The sequence below is a fragment of the Metabacillus sp. Hm71 genome (genome assembly GCF_051842955.2).
GTDB lineage: Bacteria > Bacillota > Bacilli > Bacillales > Bacillaceae > Metabacillus.
This window is the reverse complement of the sequence record NZ_CM200278.1, coordinates 5,808,753-5,826,235: the sequence shown is the minus strand read 5'-3', so window position 1 is coordinate 5,826,235 and position 17,483 is coordinate 5,808,753. Positions and strand designations below refer to the sequence as shown.

Annotated in this window: 18 protein-coding genes; 16 read left to right on the top strand and 2 right to left on the bottom strand. The window is 38.0% G+C overall.

The annotated features are described in order from the left end of the window. The first annotated feature begins 323 nt into the window (after nucleotides 1–323). The 4 genes from ACSVDH_RS28420 to spoIID all read left to right on the top strand — a co-directional run bounded on the left by ACSVDH_RS28420 (nucleotide 324) and on the right by spoIID (nucleotide 4,126). On the top strand, nucleotides 324–554 hold the full coding sequence (locus ACSVDH_RS28420; RefSeq protein ID WP_299093404.1) for a DUF1146 family protein: 231 nt from the start codon (nucleotides 324–326) through the stop codon (nucleotides 552–554). Between the two features lie 176 nt (nucleotides 555–730). Continuing rightward, entirely contained in the window at nucleotides 731–1,459 is a 729-nt protein-coding gene (locus ACSVDH_RS28415; protein WP_439250897.1) for a YwmB family TATA-box binding protein, read from the top strand. 32 nt (nucleotides 1,460–1,491) lie between these two features. Then, nucleotides 1,492–2,793: a UDP-N-acetylglucosamine 1-carboxyvinyltransferase gene (gene murA / locus ACSVDH_RS28410; protein WP_299093402.1), complete on the top strand. Its 1,302-nt coding sequence runs from the start codon at nucleotides 1,492–1,494 to the stop codon at nucleotides 2,791–2,793. Nucleotides 2,794–3,106: 313 nt separating this feature from the next. Further along, the gene (gene spoIID, locus ACSVDH_RS28405) at nucleotides 3,107–4,126 is read left to right on the top strand and encodes a stage II sporulation protein D (RefSeq protein ID WP_439250896.1); all 1,020 of its coding nucleotides are present in this window, start codon (nucleotides 3,107–3,109) and stop codon (nucleotides 4,124–4,126) included. A gap of 227 nt (nucleotides 4,127–4,353) precedes the next feature. Here the strand turns inward: spoIID and ACSVDH_RS28400 are convergent, their stop codons facing one another. Then, entirely contained in the window at nucleotides 4,354–4,731 is a 378-nt protein-coding gene (locus ACSVDH_RS28400) for a VanZ family protein (protein WP_439250895.1), read from the bottom strand. A 313-nt stretch (nucleotides 4,732–5,044) separates the two neighbouring features. On the opposite strand from ACSVDH_RS28400, the gene asnB reads away from it, so the two are divergent. The 10 genes from asnB (at nucleotide 5,045) to ACSVDH_RS28350 (ending at nucleotide 13,963) form a co-directional block, all read left to right on the top strand. After that, nucleotides 5,045–6,955, top strand: a complete 1,911-nt coding sequence (asnB, locus tag ACSVDH_RS28395; RefSeq protein WP_439250894.1) for an asparagine synthase (glutamine-hydrolyzing) — start codon at nucleotides 5,045–5,047, stop codon at nucleotides 6,953–6,955. A 152-nt stretch (nucleotides 6,956–7,107) separates the two neighbouring features. Then, the gene (gene spoIIQ / locus ACSVDH_RS28390) at nucleotides 7,108–7,998 is read left to right on the top strand and encodes a stage II sporulation protein SpoIIQ (RefSeq protein WP_439250893.1); all 891 of its coding nucleotides are present in this window, start codon (nucleotides 7,108–7,110) and stop codon (nucleotides 7,996–7,998) included. 196 nt (nucleotides 7,999–8,194) lie between these two features. Then, the gene (locus tag ACSVDH_RS28385) at nucleotides 8,195–8,410 is read left to right on the top strand and encodes a hypothetical protein (protein ID WP_518617451.1); all 216 of its coding nucleotides are present in this window, start codon (nucleotides 8,195–8,197) and stop codon (nucleotides 8,408–8,410) included. Nucleotides 8,411–9,003: 593 nt separating this feature from the next. Beyond that, nucleotides 9,004–9,279, top strand: coding sequence for a sporulation transcriptional regulator SpoIIID (spoIIID, locus tag ACSVDH_RS28380; RefSeq protein ID WP_046588600.1), 276 nt, complete (start codon nucleotides 9,004–9,006; stop codon nucleotides 9,277–9,279). A 217-nt stretch (nucleotides 9,280–9,496) separates the two neighbouring features. Next, nucleotides 9,497–10,498: a cell shape-determining protein Mbl gene (gene mbl, locus ACSVDH_RS28375; RefSeq protein ID WP_299091908.1), complete on the top strand. Its 1,002-nt coding sequence runs from the start codon at nucleotides 9,497–9,499 to the stop codon at nucleotides 10,496–10,498. Between the two features lie 211 nt (nucleotides 10,499–10,709). Continuing rightward, the gene (locus tag ACSVDH_RS28370; RefSeq protein WP_439250890.1) at nucleotides 10,710–11,516 is read left to right on the top strand and encodes a flagellar hook-basal body protein; all 807 of its coding nucleotides are present in this window, start codon (nucleotides 10,710–10,712) and stop codon (nucleotides 11,514–11,516) included. A gap of 15 nt (nucleotides 11,517–11,531) precedes the next feature. After that, nucleotides 11,532–12,362 (top strand): flagellar hook-basal body protein, encoded by an 831-nt coding sequence (locus ACSVDH_RS28365; protein ID WP_439250889.1) that lies wholly within the window; start codon nucleotides 11,532–11,534, stop codon nucleotides 12,360–12,362. 12 nt (nucleotides 12,363–12,374) lie between these two features. Beyond that, entirely contained in the window at nucleotides 12,375–12,641 is a 267-nt protein-coding gene (locus ACSVDH_RS28360) for a DNA-directed RNA polymerase subunit beta (protein ID WP_299091917.1), read from the top strand. Nucleotides 12,642–13,028: 387 nt separating this feature from the next. Beyond that, complete coding sequence (fabZ, locus tag ACSVDH_RS28355) at nucleotides 13,029–13,469, top strand: 3-hydroxyacyl-ACP dehydratase FabZ (protein ID WP_439250888.1); 441 nt, start codon at nucleotides 13,029–13,031, stop codon at nucleotides 13,467–13,469. Between the two features lie 161 nt (nucleotides 13,470–13,630). Continuing rightward, on the top strand, nucleotides 13,631–13,963 hold the full coding sequence (locus ACSVDH_RS28350; protein ID WP_439250887.1) for a hypothetical protein: 333 nt from the start codon (nucleotides 13,631–13,633) through the stop codon (nucleotides 13,961–13,963). Between the two features lie 85 nt (nucleotides 13,964–14,048). Here ACSVDH_RS28350 and ACSVDH_RS28345 read toward each other — a convergent pair whose 3' ends face one another. Next, nucleotides 14,049–14,762: a 4'-phosphopantetheinyl transferase family protein gene (locus ACSVDH_RS28345; RefSeq protein ID WP_439250886.1), complete on the bottom strand. Its 714-nt coding sequence runs from the start codon at nucleotides 14,760–14,762 to the stop codon at nucleotides 14,049–14,051. Between the two features lie 293 nt (nucleotides 14,763–15,055). Here ACSVDH_RS28345 and ACSVDH_RS28340 point away from each other — a divergent pair, with 293 nt between their 5' ends. Together ACSVDH_RS28340 and ACSVDH_RS28335 are read left to right on the top strand one after the other, a co-directional pair. Further along, nucleotides 15,056–16,081 carry a serine hydrolase domain-containing protein gene (locus ACSVDH_RS28340; protein WP_439250885.1) on the top strand — a complete coding sequence of 342 codons (1,026 nt, stop codon included), beginning with the start codon at nucleotides 15,056–15,058 and terminating at the stop codon, nucleotides 16,079–16,081. A 207-nt stretch (nucleotides 16,082–16,288) separates the two neighbouring features. After that, a complete protein-coding gene (locus ACSVDH_RS28335) occupies nucleotides 16,289–17,299 on the top strand; it encodes a fatty acid desaturase family protein (RefSeq protein WP_439250932.1) in 1,011 nt (336 codons plus the stop codon). Nucleotides 17,300–17,483 lie beyond the last annotated feature (184 nt).

The window sequence follows — 17,483 nt, the reverse complement described above, 5'->3', positions numbered from 1 at the left end:
ATATCCAAACACTGTAACAATTTATTCATAATTAAAGAACGAATTAGGATTAGCGCCATAGTAAAATGGAGAAGGGAAAAACAGCTTTATGTAAAATATAACCATTATCAATTAAAATTTTGTTAAAATTAAAAATCAATCATGTTACTCCCAAATTTTTATATAATGTTCAAGGGTATGCCGTTTTAAGGATATTTTTGGCTTTAATGGGTATTATTTTATTCTTTTTTAGGTCAAATTGAGGTTGTTTTTTTGAAAAAATGAGGTATGATTTAACTTGCTTTGTGTCTTTTATACGATTTAGTATTGGGAGGGATGGGGCAATGCCCGATTACGGCCAACTGGCTCTAATCAGTATGCTGGTAAATCTCGCCTTTATGGTAGTCACCTGGTGGGCTTTACAAGCATTAAATTTTGAAAAATGGATCAAACCGGGCAAAGTAATTCAAGCAAGGACACTTTTAATATTATTAACGATTGCAATTGGCTCTATGGTTAGTAATTTTTTCCTTGATTATTTTTTATGGTCTAAAGCATTGCCAATGTTATTTTAACAATTGGCGAAATTTTGTAAAAAATAGCTTGTCCTCTTACTAAATGCTTTGTTTATAGGTAATTAGAATGGGGTATAAAAGCTACATATTTCGTCTGTCTAATATTGACGACTATTTCCACGTATGCATACTTTCAATCCGGTAACAATGTTACTAAGGAGAGGAAGTGACCGTATATGAGAAAAAAAGAAATAGCTGCAGTTATTTTTACGATGATTCTGGTGTTTACATTGGTGGCTAATCATATAGGAGCAGAAGGAAACGAGTCAAAGATTTCACTTTTGGCTGATGGAATGGAGAAACAAAATGTACGGATTGATACATGGTCTTTGTATGCCAAAAATTCTGTCGAGAAAAAGTCAATAAAAGAAGTGAAACAAATGGTAGACCAGCTTCGTCAATATAAGTGGGTCTATGAAAAAGACGGAGAAGTGTTTAAAGCGGTCGGTGTGTTTGAAAATAAAAAGAAAAACATAACTGAAAAGCTTCAAATTTTGACAACCCTCACAAACAATCATTCAACAGCGTATATCCTTTATCAGGTCACAGGGGTAGGTGCACAACCAGACTGGGACAAAGTAAATGAGTATTTTCATGAGCAATCATTCGACATTTTTCACGAAAATGTTACAACTTTTGCTTGTCTTCAAGGATTACTTGATGATAATATGAAAGTTAGTTTGTATGAAAAATCACGTGAATTAGTAAATGAATTTAATGCAAATCCAGTTGAACAACTTCAAGAAAAAGATTTTATCTCTATTTCAGGAAAAACCCCTTTATGGGAAGATTTTATTCCAACCGATAACGATAAAATAAACATTCAAATTGCATTGAGAACGGACGAAATGGGCGATTATACTAGCGTTGTAATAGGAACACCAATCATTACGTCTGAATATTAATATAGAGAAATTGGGACGCGGAGGGGAATACTTTGGAAAAAATCATCGTCCGCGGCGGTCAGAAGTTAAACGGTACAGTGAAAGTTGAAGGAGCAAAAAATGCCGTTTTGCCAGTTATCGCTGCATCTTTATTAGCTAGTGAAGAAAAAAGTATTATCAATGATGTACCTACGCTCTCCGATGTGTATACAATTAATGAAGTTCTGCGCTATTTAGGTGCAGACGTCCATTTTGAAAATAATCAAGTGATTGTAGATGCATCAAAAGAGCTAACAACAGAAGCACCATTTGAATATGTAAGAAAAATGCGTGCATCTGTTTTAGTAATGGGGGCACTTTTAGCTCGCAAAGGCCGTGCACGGGTTGCTTTACCAGGTGGCTGTGCAATCGGGTCTAGACCAATTGATCAACATTTAAAAGGCTTTGAAGCAATGGGCGCTACAATTAAAGTAGGTAACGGCTTTATTGAAGCCGAAGTAAAAGGAAGACTTAAGGGAGCTAAAATTTACCTTGATTTCCCAAGTGTTGGCGCAACTGAAAATATTATTATGGCTGCAGCCCTTGCAGATGGAACAACCGTTATTGAGAACTGTGCAAAAGAACCAGAAATTGTCGACTTAGCCAATTATATAAATGCAATGGGCGGTATTATTCGCGGAGCAGGTACAGGCACAATCCGTATTGAAGGAGTTGCCTATTTAAAAGGTGCACAGCATACAATTATTCCTGATCGTATCGAGGCTGGCACATTTATGGTTGCTGCTGCGATTACAGGCGGAAATGTATTAGTTCAAGGAGCAGTTCCAGAGCATTTAACATCTCTTGTAGCTAAAATGGAAGAGATGGGTGTTACAATCATTGAGGAAAAAGACGGTCTTCGCGTAATTGGACCTGAAAAATTAAAATCAGTTGACATTAAAACAATGCCACATCCAGGATTCCCGACAGATATGCAATCACAAATGATGGCATTATTACTACAAGCGAACGGCACAAGTATGATCACTGAAACAGTTTTTGAAAATAGATTCATGCATGTTGAAGAATTCCGCCGCATGAACGGAGATATTAAAATTGAAGGAAGATCTGTTATCATTAATGGCCCTGTAGGACTTCAGGGTGCTGAGGTTGCAGCTACTGATCTTCGGGCAGGCGCAGCTCTCATCCTTGCTGGCTTATGTGCAGAAGGCCATACACGCGTAACAGAGCTTAAGCATCTTGACAGAGGCTATGTAAACTTCCACACGAAACTTCAAGCTCTTGGAGCAGATATCGAAAGAGTGAAAGAAGAAATACCAACAACATCTGATCAGCAAGCAGCTGTATCAGACTAGAGATATGCCTTCATAAAAGAAGCAGGAGTCATGACCATGGCGGCCTGCTTCTTTTATTTGTCTATAATGGTATATTTCTTTCTCCTAGCTCGAAACACTAAACGTGTACGACTTTATTAGATTACCTATAATCAAACAAATATATACATGATCTTACGAAAAACTTCTATATAGCATTTGAAAGTCCCTAACTTGTCCATTCAATGGTAAGACAAACTGGTTCATATTTTTTCTGTCATAATTGCTTGTCCACGCCCATAAGATGAACTATGGATATTCCACTTAACCTAAATCTTATTGGAGGCCTTAAAACATGAAATCAATGAAACCAGTTCTCTTTACATTCGGAGCATTATTCATCATCATTCTCCTCATTCCTACATTACTCGTCACTCCTTTTATGGATCAATCCAAAGGGAAATTAGGTAAAGAACTTTCAGTTGCCAAAAGCGAAACACCCGTACTAGCCGAATCATCAGTTTCAGTCCCTGTTTATCGAAGCCAATTGGAAAAAACCGAAAATATCCCGTTGGAAGAATATGTCATTGGAGTAGTCGCGTCAGAAATGCCTGCGGAGTTTGAAACAGAAGCATTGAAGTCACAAGCATTGGCTGCAAGAACCTACATTACAAAGCGACTAATAAATAACGAAACATTAGGTACTCCTAAAGGTTCAGGTTCAATCGTCACAGATACCCAAGGGCATCAGGTTTATAAAAGTCCTCAAGAATTAAAGGCGTTATGGGGTGATGATTATACGTGGAAAATGGAAAAAATCACAGAAGCGGTTGCAGCAACGCAAGGAAAGATTCTTACATATGAAAACCAGCCAATCGATGCATCTTTCTTTTCAACAAGCAATGGATTTACAGAAAACTCTGAAGCCTATTGGCAGGAAGCTATACCTTATTTAAAGAGTGTTGAAAGTCCATGGGATGAAAAATCGCCAAAATTTTATGATCAAATGGTCATTTCCATTAAAGAGTTTGAAAATAAATTAGGAGTCAATATAGATAAGTCTATTGGAAAAATCACCGCGCTCACACCAGGAAAGCGTGTTGCAAAAGTTGAGGTTGGCGGCAAGGAATTTACCGGACGAGAAGTTAGAGATGCACTTGGATTAAAATCATCAGATTTCACTTGGGAAATCAAAGATGATTCCGTTGTGATTGAAACAAAAGGTTTCGGCCATGGAGTCGGCTTGAGCCAATATGGTGCAAACTTTATGGCAGAGGACGGAAAGAAATATACAGAAATTGTCGCTCACTATTATAAAGGAACAAAAGTTTCAGCAGCTGAGCCATTTTTGACGAAATATACGGCAAGCAAATAAGAGAATTCTATAAGAAGGAAAGTCCCCCAAATGAAACGATTGGGGGATTTTTCCTTTTTTAAGAGATAAGAAAGTATAAATTTTGTACTTAGTTTTGGTATCTAGCTCCAGCGCCTAGCCCCTCTTGGGTCTAGCCCCTCATGAATTGAAGGCAAAGAACGTCTTCTATTCATGAGCGTCTTATTTGCCCTAGGCTGAGCAAGGCGCTTGCGCTTTTTAATAGACCTCTATTTATTGTTTTCAGAGAAATATTTTTTCTTCGCAAACAAATAGGACACAGTAACCCCAATTGTATCTTTTATAAAATCAATCACCGTTGCAGAGCGTGATGGAACAAAGGATTGATGAATTTCATCGGTTAGGCCGTAAAGGATGGCGATGATTGCTGCGGCTAAGCTTGCTCTTTCACTCCACTTATGATGGGCCATAAAGGCAAACACAAGGAGCCAATAAAGAATCGCGAATTCAATCAAATGCAAGGACTCCTTTAAAAGCGCATCAAAAGAAAAGGGTGTTTTAACAATCGCATCTGCTGGATTGCTGGAAAGGATCCAGATCAAGGCCATATATAGAAAGGGTAGAATTGTAATCAAAAGCTTTTTCATGGTTGAACTCCTTTTTCAAAATACTGCTTATTTATCAAATAGTTATATGAGTGGCTGAACGTACAGATAACATAATAGCACGTACCATTCACCATCATAAACCAATTAGGGAAAAGCAGCCAGACTTATAAAGCAATGTTTAAAAAATAGAGAATAAAATGAGACTTTTTGGTGATTTCCTCCGTTTCATGATTGAAAAGTATATAAGAGATTATGAGTTCGCACTTTAAAAGTAAAAAAATGAATGGTTGACATATCTTCGACTAAAGAGCAAGTGTGAATTTCATTCAAGAAAAATAGAGGAGGAGAAATAATGTGTGGATTTGTTGGGGTTTTGTCTAATAATGGACAGGCCTCTTTAAAGATTGATAAACAGTTTGAAAAGATGAACAATATTATTTTTCACAGGGGTCCAGATGATTCTGGATATTACGCCGATCAATACATTCAACTAGGTTTTAGACGGTTAAGTATTATTGACCTAGAAGCAGGCAGTCAGCCGCTTTCTTATGATGATGGGAGATATTGGATTGTTTTTAATGGAGAGATTTATAACTACATTGAGCTAAGGGATGAATTAGAGAAGGATGGATATATTTTTCAAACTTCCTCAGACACAGAAGTACTCTTGGCTCTATATAGTCAAAGAAAAGGAAAAATGCTTTATTCCCTTAGAGGTATGTTTTCCTTTTTAATATGGGACAGTGAAAAAAATGAATTATTTGGCGCCCGAGATCCATTCGGCATAAAACCACTGTATTACCTTGAACTAGAAGATAAACTCTATTTTGCATCAGAAAGAAAGAGTATCGTGCTGGGTACTGATCATGAATGCATTAATGAAGAATCGCTGCACCATTATTTGACCTTTCAATATGTTCCTGAACCAGCAACAATGTCAAGAGGAATAATGAAAGTGGAGCCTGGACATTATTTTTTTAAAAAACAGGATGAGGAATTAGCTATTAATTGCTATTGGAAACCGGTCTTCAAACCAGTAACCGATCAATTTACAAAATTAAAAAACGAATTACAAGAAACACTTTTGGATTCAGTAAGCATGCATATGCGCAGCGATGTACCAGTAGGTTCATTCTTATCAGGGGGGATCGACTCCAGTTTTGTTGTTTCCTTGGCAAGAGAGTCGAATCCGAATCTCAAGACGTTTTCTGTCGGCTTTGCTACTGAAGGATATAGCGAAATAGATATCGCAAAGGAAACAGCTCATGCACTGAATGTCGAAAATGTTTCTTATCTTATACAACCAGAGGAATTTATAAAAGCGCTGCCAAGGATTGTCTGGTTTTTAGATGATCCCCTTGCAGATCCCTCAGCTGTTCCATTATATTTTGTTGCCAGGGAAGCAAGTAAACATGTAAAGGTTGTCCTGTCTGGGGAAGGGGCTGATGAACTTTTTGGCGGGTATAATATTTATAGGGAACCAATTGACCTAAGTGTATTTGAAAAAATTCCTCCATCTATTAAAACGTCAATGAAAATGTTTGCAGGTTTACTGCCAGAAGGCATGAAAGGAAAAAGCTTAATTGAAAGGGGCTGCACCCCATATGAGGACAGATACATTGGAAATGCCAAGATTTTTAATAATGATGAAATAAAGCACTTGATCAAAATGTATTGGGATCATGTTTCATTTAAAGATATTACTCTCCCTCTCTATCATGAGGCCAAACACTATGACAAGGTGACCACGATGCAGCATATCGATATCCATACATGGCTGAAGGGGGATATTTTACTTAAGGCAGATAAAATGACGATGGCTAACTCGTTAGAATTGCGAGTCCCATTTCTAGATAAAGAGGTTTTTCATCTTGCTTCAAAAATTCCAACAGATATGAAGCTTGCTAATAGAACAACAAAGTATATTCTTCGAAAGGCAGCGGAAGGGATTGTTCCTGAACATATATTAGATAGAAAAAAATTAGGCTTCCCCGTTCCAATTAGAAGCTGGTTAAAAAATGAACTATATGACTGGGCCCTGCAAGTTATTCATGAAAGCGAAACTAATTATTTTATCAATAAGAAGTATGTGCTTCTCCTGCTGTCAGAGCATTGTACCGGAAAGAAGGATAACAGTCGAAAGCTTTGGACGGTGCTGATCTTCATGATCTGGCATCAAGTGTTTATCGAAAAAAAATATAGCTTTAATGATGAAGTCTTAAATGGAAATGTTGCAGCTGAATATAAATCGAGAAGACAATAAACTGTGCCTTTGCAATTATCACAATTATAGAAATATTTAAGGAAGCACATATTATATTAAATACTGCACATACTAAATTTTTAAAAAATTTTTTTAAGATGTGTATATAATTCAGCAATTGTGTTCAGAATGATTGCTGAGGTGATGATAGAATGAGAGAGGAAGAAACTAAACGTACTTCTCAATCAAAAATTCAACAATTTTTTAGAAAACGTTGGGTATTTCCGGCAATCTACCTAATGAGTGCAGCAGTTATCCTTACAGCGGTTTTATGGTATCAAAGCATCAGCAACAATGTAGCTGAAGACCTACAGAAAGAAAACCAAGGAGAAACAGCGCCAGAAGCAGTAGAAGTAAACACATTAAAAGAGAACGTTGCAATGCCTGCTGTAGATCCTGAAGCTGTCCAGGTTGTTAAAAAGTTCTATGATCCAAATGCTTCAACAGAAGAGCAAGAAGCCGCACTTGTATTCTATAACAATTCCTACAGAATGAACAAAGGAATTGATATTGCAAGAGAAGATCAAAAAGAATTTGATGTTGTTGCATCGCTAAGCGGTACAGTAACAAACGCAACAAAAGACCCAATCCTTGGCCATGTTGTTGAAATTGAGCATGAAAATGATGTCGTAACTGTTTATCAATCATTAGCAGATGTTAGTGTACAAGCTGGTGACAAGGTAGAACAAAACGAAGTAATCGGTAAAGCTGGCAAGAGCCTATACAACGAAGAAGATGGTGTACATGTACACTTCGAAATTCGTCAAAACGGTGTAGCTGTGAACCCAGAATCTTATATGGATAAGCCGGTAACATCCATCGAGGTTACAGAAGAAGAAGCATCTCAAGAGGAGGCTACTGAAGAAGAAGCCACTCAAGAAGACGCTGAAATGAGAGAAGAAGCTCCAAAAGAAGACGCTGAAACAGGTGACCAACCTGCAGAAGAATCTCCAGAAGCAGATAAAGATGCTGAAACAGGAGAAACTGAAGACAGCCAACAATCTAGCGAGCCAGAAACTAAAAATAACACATTAAATTCGTAAGGATAGATCCAATACGAGGTTGAACTCACACAATAATGAGGTCGGCCTCGATTTTTTTTGGGAATTGGAAATTGGAGAGTGGTTCGATTCCTGAGGTTGGTGGTTCAAAAATATTGGTAGCTGGTTCAAATATATCGCTAGATGATACAATTTTTTGAAGTGAGTGGTTCAATTACTTCAGTACGTGGTTCGATTCGTGAGCAGTGGTTCAAATAAATCGCCAGGCGATACAATTCATGAAGTAGGTGGTTCAAATAAATCGCCAGGCGATACAATTCATGAAGTAGGTGGTTCAAATAAATCGCCAGGCGATACAATTCATGAAGTAGGTGGTTCAAATAAATCGCCAGGCGATACAATTCATGAAGTAGGTGGTTTAAATAAATCGCTAGGTGATACAATCATGAAGTAAGTTGCTCAAATATATCGCAACGTGATACATTACCTGAAGTAAGAGGTTCAAATCCATTATCCGCTGGTTCAATTCTTAAAGAGCGTGATTCAAAAAAATCAGTTAGTAGTTCAAATAGTCATTTATGTGGTTCAATAAAACTCTGAACAAACCTTTCTCCAATTTAGAGCTCAAATCTAACCAGCTAAATTCTTTAAAAAGCCACCATCCCAACTAACCAAAATTTGGAATCTGCATTATTCATCTCGACAAATTTCTCAGGAAATAATTTAGAAATAAACATTCCCGTTAAAATAATTTTCTGCAAACAATCACCTTAAAATACATTAAATTCAGGCAAAAACCTAATAAATTTATAAAAAAATGAATAAAACCCTTGTCCCTCTTGACTTTTCGTGCATATTCCCTAACCCAAGCTAATAAAATGTTACAAACCTATCAAAGAGAGTGTTTGAGGTGAGGGATCGTGAGTGTATATTTTAATCGCAGTAGCAGGGGCATCATACGATCATCTAAGAGAAAGTCAGCCAAAATGTCTTGGTATGCGAGTCTCATTTCACACTTCTCACATCCATATTAGGGAGGCGAGTGGTGTGCACGATTACATCAAAGAACGCACAATCAAGATTGGGAAGTATATCGTGGAGACAAAGAAAACAGTTCGCGTGATTGCGAAGGAATTTGGCGTTTCCAAAAGTACCGTCCATAAAGATTTAACGGAGAGGCTACCTGAAATCAATCCTGATCTTGCGAATGAGGTAAAGGAGATCCTTGATTACCATAAATCAATTAGGCATCTCCGTGGTGGAGAAGCAACAAAGCTGAAATATAAAAAAGACGAGATTTTAGAAGAGCAGCCAGTAAAATAAAGCGTTTGTATCTGTTTCTTAAGTTTTGGAGGTTTGAGTGTCGTATACTCATTTCTATGCTATTAGCTTCTATTTCATTCTATGTGAATCGACAAATTCCTACATAAACCAGTGAATTTATTTTACAAAATCATACTTTTTTTTTGAATTTATGATACAATATTTAATTAGGTCAGTTATTCTGGGAATGAAGATTTGCAAGGAGGATATAGAGATAATGTTTGCTAGGGATATAGGTATAGATCTTGGTACGGCAAATGTATTGATACATGTTAAAGGAAAAGGCATCGTGCTGAATGAGCCATCGGTTGTTGCATTAGACAAGAACTCAGGAAAGGTTCTTGCTGTTGGTGAAGAAGCCAGACGTATGGTAGGACGTACTCCTGGGAATATCGTTGCGATTCGCCCTTTAAAAGATGGCGTTATTGCAGATTTTGAAGTGACTGAAGCGATGTTAAAGCATTTTATTAATAAGCTGAATGTAAAAGGTTTATTGTCTAAACCGCGCATGTTGATTTGCTGTCCGACAAATATTACATCAGTTGAACAAAAGGCGATTAGGGAAGCCGCTGAAAAAAGCGGAGGAAAAAATGTGTTTCTTGAAGAAGAACCCAAAGTAGCAGCGATTGGTGCTGGTATGGATATCTTTCAGCCATATGGGAATATGGTAGTTGATATTGGCGGTGGAACTACTGATGTCGCTGTTTTATCAATGGGCGATATTGTCACCGCCTCTTCAATTAAAATGGCTGGGGACAAGTTTGACCTTGAAATTCTAAATTACATTAAACGTGAGTATAAGATGCTAATTGGCGAACGTACAGCTGAAGACATCAAAATAAATGTTGCAACAGTATTCCCAGGCGGACGTAATGAAGAAATAAGCATACGCGGCCGCGACATGGTTACAGGTTTGCCTAGAACGATTACAGTCAATTCGAAGGAAGTGGAAGATGCCCTTCGTGAGTCTGTTGCTGTTATTGTACAAGCCGCTAAGAGTGTCCTAGAGCGTACTCCTCCAGAGCTTTCAGCTGACATCATCGACCGCGGTGTTATTTTAACTGGCGGTGGAGCATTATTACATGGATTGGATCAGCTTTTAGCAGAAGAGCTTAAAGTACCGGTTCTCGTTGCAGAAGCACCAATGGATTGCGTGGCAATCGGAACAGGTATTATGCTTGATAATATGGATCGCATTTCTCGCAAAAAATTAGTTTAATACATTGTTCGATTAAGAGTCTGATTTTCAGACTCTTTTTTTCATAAATGAATCCTTTGTCCTATAGTTTTTTTGTTTTTTCTAAAATATAACAACCATTTCCTGAAAAAATGTAATGAGAAAACAGTTGTACTCCTTTATAATAAATGGTAGGGAATTCTGTCGAAAGAATTCGGATTGTGCGGTAATTTATATAAAGGTGGTGTATGAGATGTTAAGAGGATTATACACAGTAACAGCAGGCATGCTGACACAGCAAAGGCGGACAGAAATGCTTTCAAACAATATGGCGAATGCCAACACACCGGGCTACAAAGCAGATCAATCATCGATTCGCGCCTTTCCGGAAATACTGTTAAAAAGAATGGAAAATGGTGCAGTCCCTGCCACAGTGGGGTCGTTACATACAGGTGTTTACATACAAGAGCTAAATAGTCATTATCTCCAAGGTGATCTGCGGGAAACGGGCTTAAAGAGTGATGTAGCCCTTGTTGAGCAAAATGTTCCGGTTCATCAAGAAACAAATGTAAAGGGCGCGCTGTTTTTTGCAGTAGAGAATGAATCAGGAGAAGAGCGTTATACACGTAATGGACATTTTACTCTTGATGAAAATGGGAGACTGCTTTCAAATGGAAATCAAGTATTATCTGTAACCGGCCAGCCAATTTTCATACAATCTGGTGAGTTTCAAGTGACTGAGGATGGTGATATTTTCGCTGACGGAGAATTTGTTGCACAAATTGATGTCCGCTTTGAAGCAGATGTCCGAAATCTTGTAAAAGAAGGAAACGGCTTATATCGGACGGCAAACAATCTAGCCCTGCCTTCAGCCGCTAATAATGCTGAGATCGAATACAATTTGAAACAAAACTTCCTGGAAGGCTCTACCGTTGATGTTGCAAGAACGTATACAGAGATGATGACTGCATACCGTTCATTTGAAGCAAACCAAAAGGTGCTGCAAGCTTATGACAAAAGTATGGATAAGGCCGTTAATGAAATTGGCCGCTTAAGATAATAGGGGGAACATATCATGTTACGCTCAATGATTACAGCGACGAATACGATGAGCCAGCTGCAAAAACAGCTTGATACAATTGGCCATAACCTGGCTAATATTGATACACAAGGCTTTAAACGGACCGAAACCTCTTTTTCCGAGCTTGTGAGACAGCAAATCGACAACCAGCCAAATGAACAGGATGAAATCGGTCGGTTTGGCGAATTAGGGATTAGGCAAGGAACGGGAGCAAGACTGGGCAGCAGCCTGGCTTTGACGCAAGGAAGCCTGAAGCAAACAGGCAGAGCGCTTGATATTGCTTTTTCAGTTCCAAATCAATTTCTGCAAATCGATGTAGATGGGGAAATTCACTATACAAGGGACGGCGCCTTATATTTATCACCAGCAGCTGATGGGACAAACCGCTTAATGCTTGCCACCGCTGAAGGAAGGCCGGTTCTGGATGAAAATCAAAATCCGATTATAGTTGAGGATACCTTTAAAGAACTTGTCATTTCAGAGGATGGAACAATTACAGCGATACCGCAAAATGACGGAGATCTCCCGCAGGTCTACAGTCTCGGAGTTGTCCAAATAGATCGCCCCCAATTGCTTGCCGAAAATGGCAGCAACCGTTACAGGTTAACGGACTTAGGCAATAATCTACAAGGTGATATTCTCACCTATTTAGAAGGAGCATTGCGTGGGAACGTCTCGTTAAAGCAAGGTTCATTGGAAATGTCCAATGTAGATTTATCAAAGGAACTGACCGATTTAATGATCTCACAGCGGTCTTACCAGATGAATGCAAAATCGATCACAATGGGTGACCAAATGCTTGGATTAATAAATGGTGTAAGATAGGAGTATAGACTATTGGTTGAAAAACAGACGGCAAAAGCAGCTAGTCGAGAAGAAGTGAAAAAAGCCAAAAAGACGAAGGAAAAACAGCAAGAAAAAGTAAAGATCCGTGTCAGATTAATACCGATATGGTTAAGGGTGCTGCTTGTACTCATTTTCATGGTCATCAGCACTATCGTTGGCGTCATTGTAGGATACGGTGTGATCGGAAATGGCGACCCTGCTGACGCACTTGATAAATCAACCTGGCAGCATATCATCGATTTGGTTGAAAAAGAATGACGAGAAGATTATACTTTGCATATAAGGGAAGGTGAATGCCTTCCTTTTGTCGTATACTTATTAATAGGATTTTTTTAAAAACTATTTGTAATTATGAACGCAATTTAAAGTTTGAAATGAGAGGTTGGATGTTGGATTAATAGGAATCGGCGAACCACAGATTCCTTATAGTCTAGATAAAGATGAATTTTATTACTTTCTTTAACCTTAAGACTTTTTCTATAAGATTTTTAGGAGAAGGTATATAAAGGCAATCGATGAATCGCCGATTGCTTCCAGTCCCACCTCTCATCTCGACTTCAAGAGTAACTCTCCTTCGAAGTGATTTACTCTATATCGAAATGAAACGACATACAAAAAAATAAAAAATAGCAAGGAGCCATACATATGTTAGATACTCAACAAATAAAAGAAATCATCCCGCATCGCTATCCATTTTTATTAGTTGACCGTGTGTTAGAGGTTGAGGAAGGCAAGCATGCAGTGGGCATAAAAAATGTAACAGCGAATGAAGAGTTTTTTAATGGCCATTTCCCGGACTACCCGGTGATGCCTGGAGTGTTAATTGTTGAAGCACTTGCCCAAGTAGGTGCAGTTGCCATGCTTAAGAAAGAAGAAAACCGCGGCCGCTTAGCATTTTTTGCTGGAATTGATAACTGCCGCTTTAAAAAGCAAGTAAAACCTGGTGATCAATTACGCCTTGAGGTTGAAATTACACGTGCACGCGGCGCAATTGGAAAAGGAAAAGGAATTGCAACGGTTGATGGAGAAGTCGCTTGTGAAGCGGAAATCACGTTTGCATTAGGTGAGAAAAAGGAAAAAGCATAAGAAGCAAAAGAGACAAATGGACCATGATCACAGGTCGTTTGTCTCTTTTTTTGCCTATTGTTTGAAAATGCAATCTCGTTCACCAAGAATCAAATCAAAAAAACAGGGAAACCTAATAAAAGAACATTGCCTCATTCATAATGAAGAAAGGAGCAATACACATGAATAAGAAATGGTTATTAACATTATCTGGCTCACTGCTTGCAGCCATGATTGTAACAGGATGTGCCGATGATGCAGACCCTGCACCACCGGATGAAACACATGACCAGCTTCCTGATGAGAATGGCAATACTCCGTCAGATGAGGGCGGCCAATCTCCAGTTGATGAAAATCTCGATGAAAACATGGACCCTCAAGGTGATGGACAAGAGCAATTAGAACAGGATGCAAGGGAAGATACGAATGGGAATGCCGGTGAAGATACGACAAAAGAAGGCAATCAAGATGCGACTGAAAACGATATAACGGAAGATGATCAAATTAAAGAATAAAATAAGTGCAAAAACCTAATGAGATACAGGAAAAGCGACTTTTTCACTGATAACGGGAAGGTCGCTTTTTGATTGTAGAAAAAAATCACAAAAAAACAGAGCGTTCCATTACTTTTACATTTTGAATAGGCACTGATTCCGTACAACAAACTGCTGCAACATAATTCTTCTCTATCTGAAATAATCTGAAGTGAAATGAATGGTGGGAATGAAGAGATGTTCTTAATGTAAGCTTATTTTGTGACCAATCCTCCATATTGAAACCAAAGCCATCGATAGGACAAAGGAGTCCTTTTCCTATAGTTTTCACATATGCCTCTTTTAAGGTCCAAATGGTAAAGAAAAATGGTAGTTGTTCGTCTGGATGAATCATCTGAAAATAATCCATTTCTTCCTGTGTAAAACATAGCTTGGTTACAGAAAGGTCTATGGGCTTAATTTCTTCAACATCTACACCTATTTTTCCCGCTGCCGTCATGGCGCTTAGAATCCATTTACCTGAATGGGAGAGGTTAAAATCTATTTCAAAGCCATGAGAAGGGTCGAGATAAGGACGTCCATATTGATCTCTTATTATGGAGAGAGAATGAACGGGTATTGTTAGCCTGTCTTGCAGGAGATTTCTTATTGCCAAATGCCCCAATAACGTTCGTTGTTGATCTTCTAACTTGTGGAATCGTAAAATTCTTTGTCTTTCATTATCAGGCAATATATGAAGTTTCTGTTTTATCCACTCGAAAGGTACCGGATCTCCTATTTTAAAGGCAATGATTTCTGCGGCATGACTATTTTTATACATGGTAACCTCACTATTAGGGGAATAATCGTTTACAGTATAAATGTATAATGAGATCCGCTTTTTATCAACTAGGTCAGACGATGGTATTTTTTTAACAGGCTTATTTCTAATTTTTTAACACCCAGTACTAGGTAAACGTAGAAAAGGGATCTTATGTCCTAGTTAAATATACTGAGAAATTCCTGGTTCAACTGGATAAATTAAGGCCTTAAGAACTGTTGATCGCATCAACGAAAAAGGTTAAAATTACCAGTATTGGAAGTAATGGAAAATGTAGAGAAAGGTTGGATTTAATGGAATTATCCCGAAAAATTGAAGAATTTGTAAAGAGTTATTATAACCGATTGCCATTCTCTGGCGCAGTTTTGATAAAAGGTGAACAAACACGCTATGAAGGGGAATTTGGCTTAGCCAATCGGAGTGAACAGATCGCCATTACTTCACGAACAAGATTTGGCATGGCATCTGGATGTAAAATCTTCACCTCAGTAGCGATATGTCAACTCGTTGAGAAGGGGCTATTAACCTTTGATACCCATCTTAAGGATTGTTTACCTATTTCATTCCCACATTTTCATCCCGATATTACCATTCATCATTTATTAACCCACACCTCAGGAATACCAGATTATTTTGATGAAGAAGTGATGAGTGATTTTGAAGAACTATGGAAGGCAGTTCCTATGTATTCGATAAGATCACCCTATGATTTCTTACCCATGTTTCAGGACAACCCTATGAAGTTTGAGCCAGGAAAAAAGTTTTCCTATAGCAATGCTGGTTTTATTTTACTTGGATTAATTGTAGAGAAAGTATCTGGCATGTCGTTCCCGGACTATGTGAAGGAACATATATTCAGAGCTTGTGATATGTCAGACTCCGGGTATTTTCGGATGGATCAGCTGCCAGAACGGACAGCACTCGGATACATTGATAGTGATGAGGATCATACCTGGAAAACAAATATTTATTCCGTTCCTATCGTAGGCGGACCAGATGGAGGGGCTTTTACAACCGTATTAGACCTGGATAAGTTTTGGAATGGATTATGGGATGGAAAACTGCTAAACAAAGAATATAGGGAGAGATTATTGACTCCCCATGAGAATAGTAAAAATGATTTGTATTACGGATATGGAGTTTGGATTTTAAAGAAGGAGGATGAAATCTATAAATTCTTTATTTTTGGTTTTGACCCTGGGGTAAGAATGCATTCATCCGTTAATGTTAAATTGAAGACTCAAACTCATATCCTTTCAAATATTGAACAAAATGTAGTTCCAATTGTAATGGAAGTGGATAAATTGTTTTCATCATAATCATTTAGATTATAAGGTGCTTTTTGTCTATCCTTTGATCTGCATTCAGTACCTTTAAGGACTTCATAATACTGGGAGGATTTGAAAGAGGAGTAGAGATAAGTCGTTTTTTAATTGTTGGATGTTAGAGGTTAATTGGTTGTTAGTATTAGCTAAGACTAAATGTTTCAAAGATCATTGATTCTATTAAAAGGAGTTCATAACATGATGAATGAAGCAAACCTAGTAGAAACGACACCCCCCCCTCAAGAGTTAGAGAAGCATCGTTTTTCTCGTGACATTATCGGAAGGATTCGCGAATTGCAGCAAAAGAACAATTGGTACAACTTTTTTGCAATCGGCCTGGATTGGCTTATCATTTCCATATCAATTGCTCTTTGTTATGTAATCCCTACATTTTGGATGTATCTCATCAGCATAGTAATCATCGGCAGCCGTATGCGCGGTTTGGATATCATGATGCATGAGTCCAGTCATCGTATGTTGTTTAAAAACCGGTTATTAAATAAATGGGTTGCTTCCCTTTTCGCTGCCTATCCAATTATGATCTCTTATAAAGCCTATTGTAAAAGTCATATGACACACCATAGATACTTATGGAGTGATGAAGATCCTGACAAACAAAGGTATAAGATAGTTGGATTAGATAAACCACCAAAAAACAAAATGGATTTTTTCCTTCACCACTGTTTAAAACCATTATTTTTAGTGCATGTGCCTAACTATTTAATTGGAATGGTTAAAGTAACGGCATATGCAAAAGAAGAACCTCGTTTCGATCAAATCATCAGAGCTTTATACTGGGGAGTAATTATTACCTGTTTAATCGTTTTTGGCTTCTGGCAAGAATTCATCCTATTTTGGGTTGTTCCGTTTTTAACAACGTTTCAAGTTTTAAAATATTGGGCCGAAATGGCAGAGCATGCCGGCTTAGAGTCAGAACAGGAAATATTTGCATCAAGGAATTCTTTCGGGAATTGGTTTGAACGCATATTACTCCATCCTCACAGAAATTCATACCATTTGGTTCATCACCTTTTTCCTGCTGTACCGCATTTCAATATTAAAAAAGCACACCTTATTTTATTGGAAGACCCCGAATACCAAAAAGCACACCATTGTACTGGCTTTTTTCTGGCGTCTGCACCAGGCTTTACATCAGTTATTGACGATATACAAGGTCGTATACCGTTTTGGAATAAGACGAAGGAAAAGTAGGGTTCGTTTCGCATGACAAAGGCTTTATAGAGAGCTAATAATTTCCCAAGTACATTAAATCCCAATTTCACCAAATAGATTAACATAATGGATGATGAACACCCATAAATGACAGCGGGTCATTTATTATTATCTATAAGGCTCTTTTTGTTGGTATAAAATCCTCTCGTTAGGAGGGAAATTG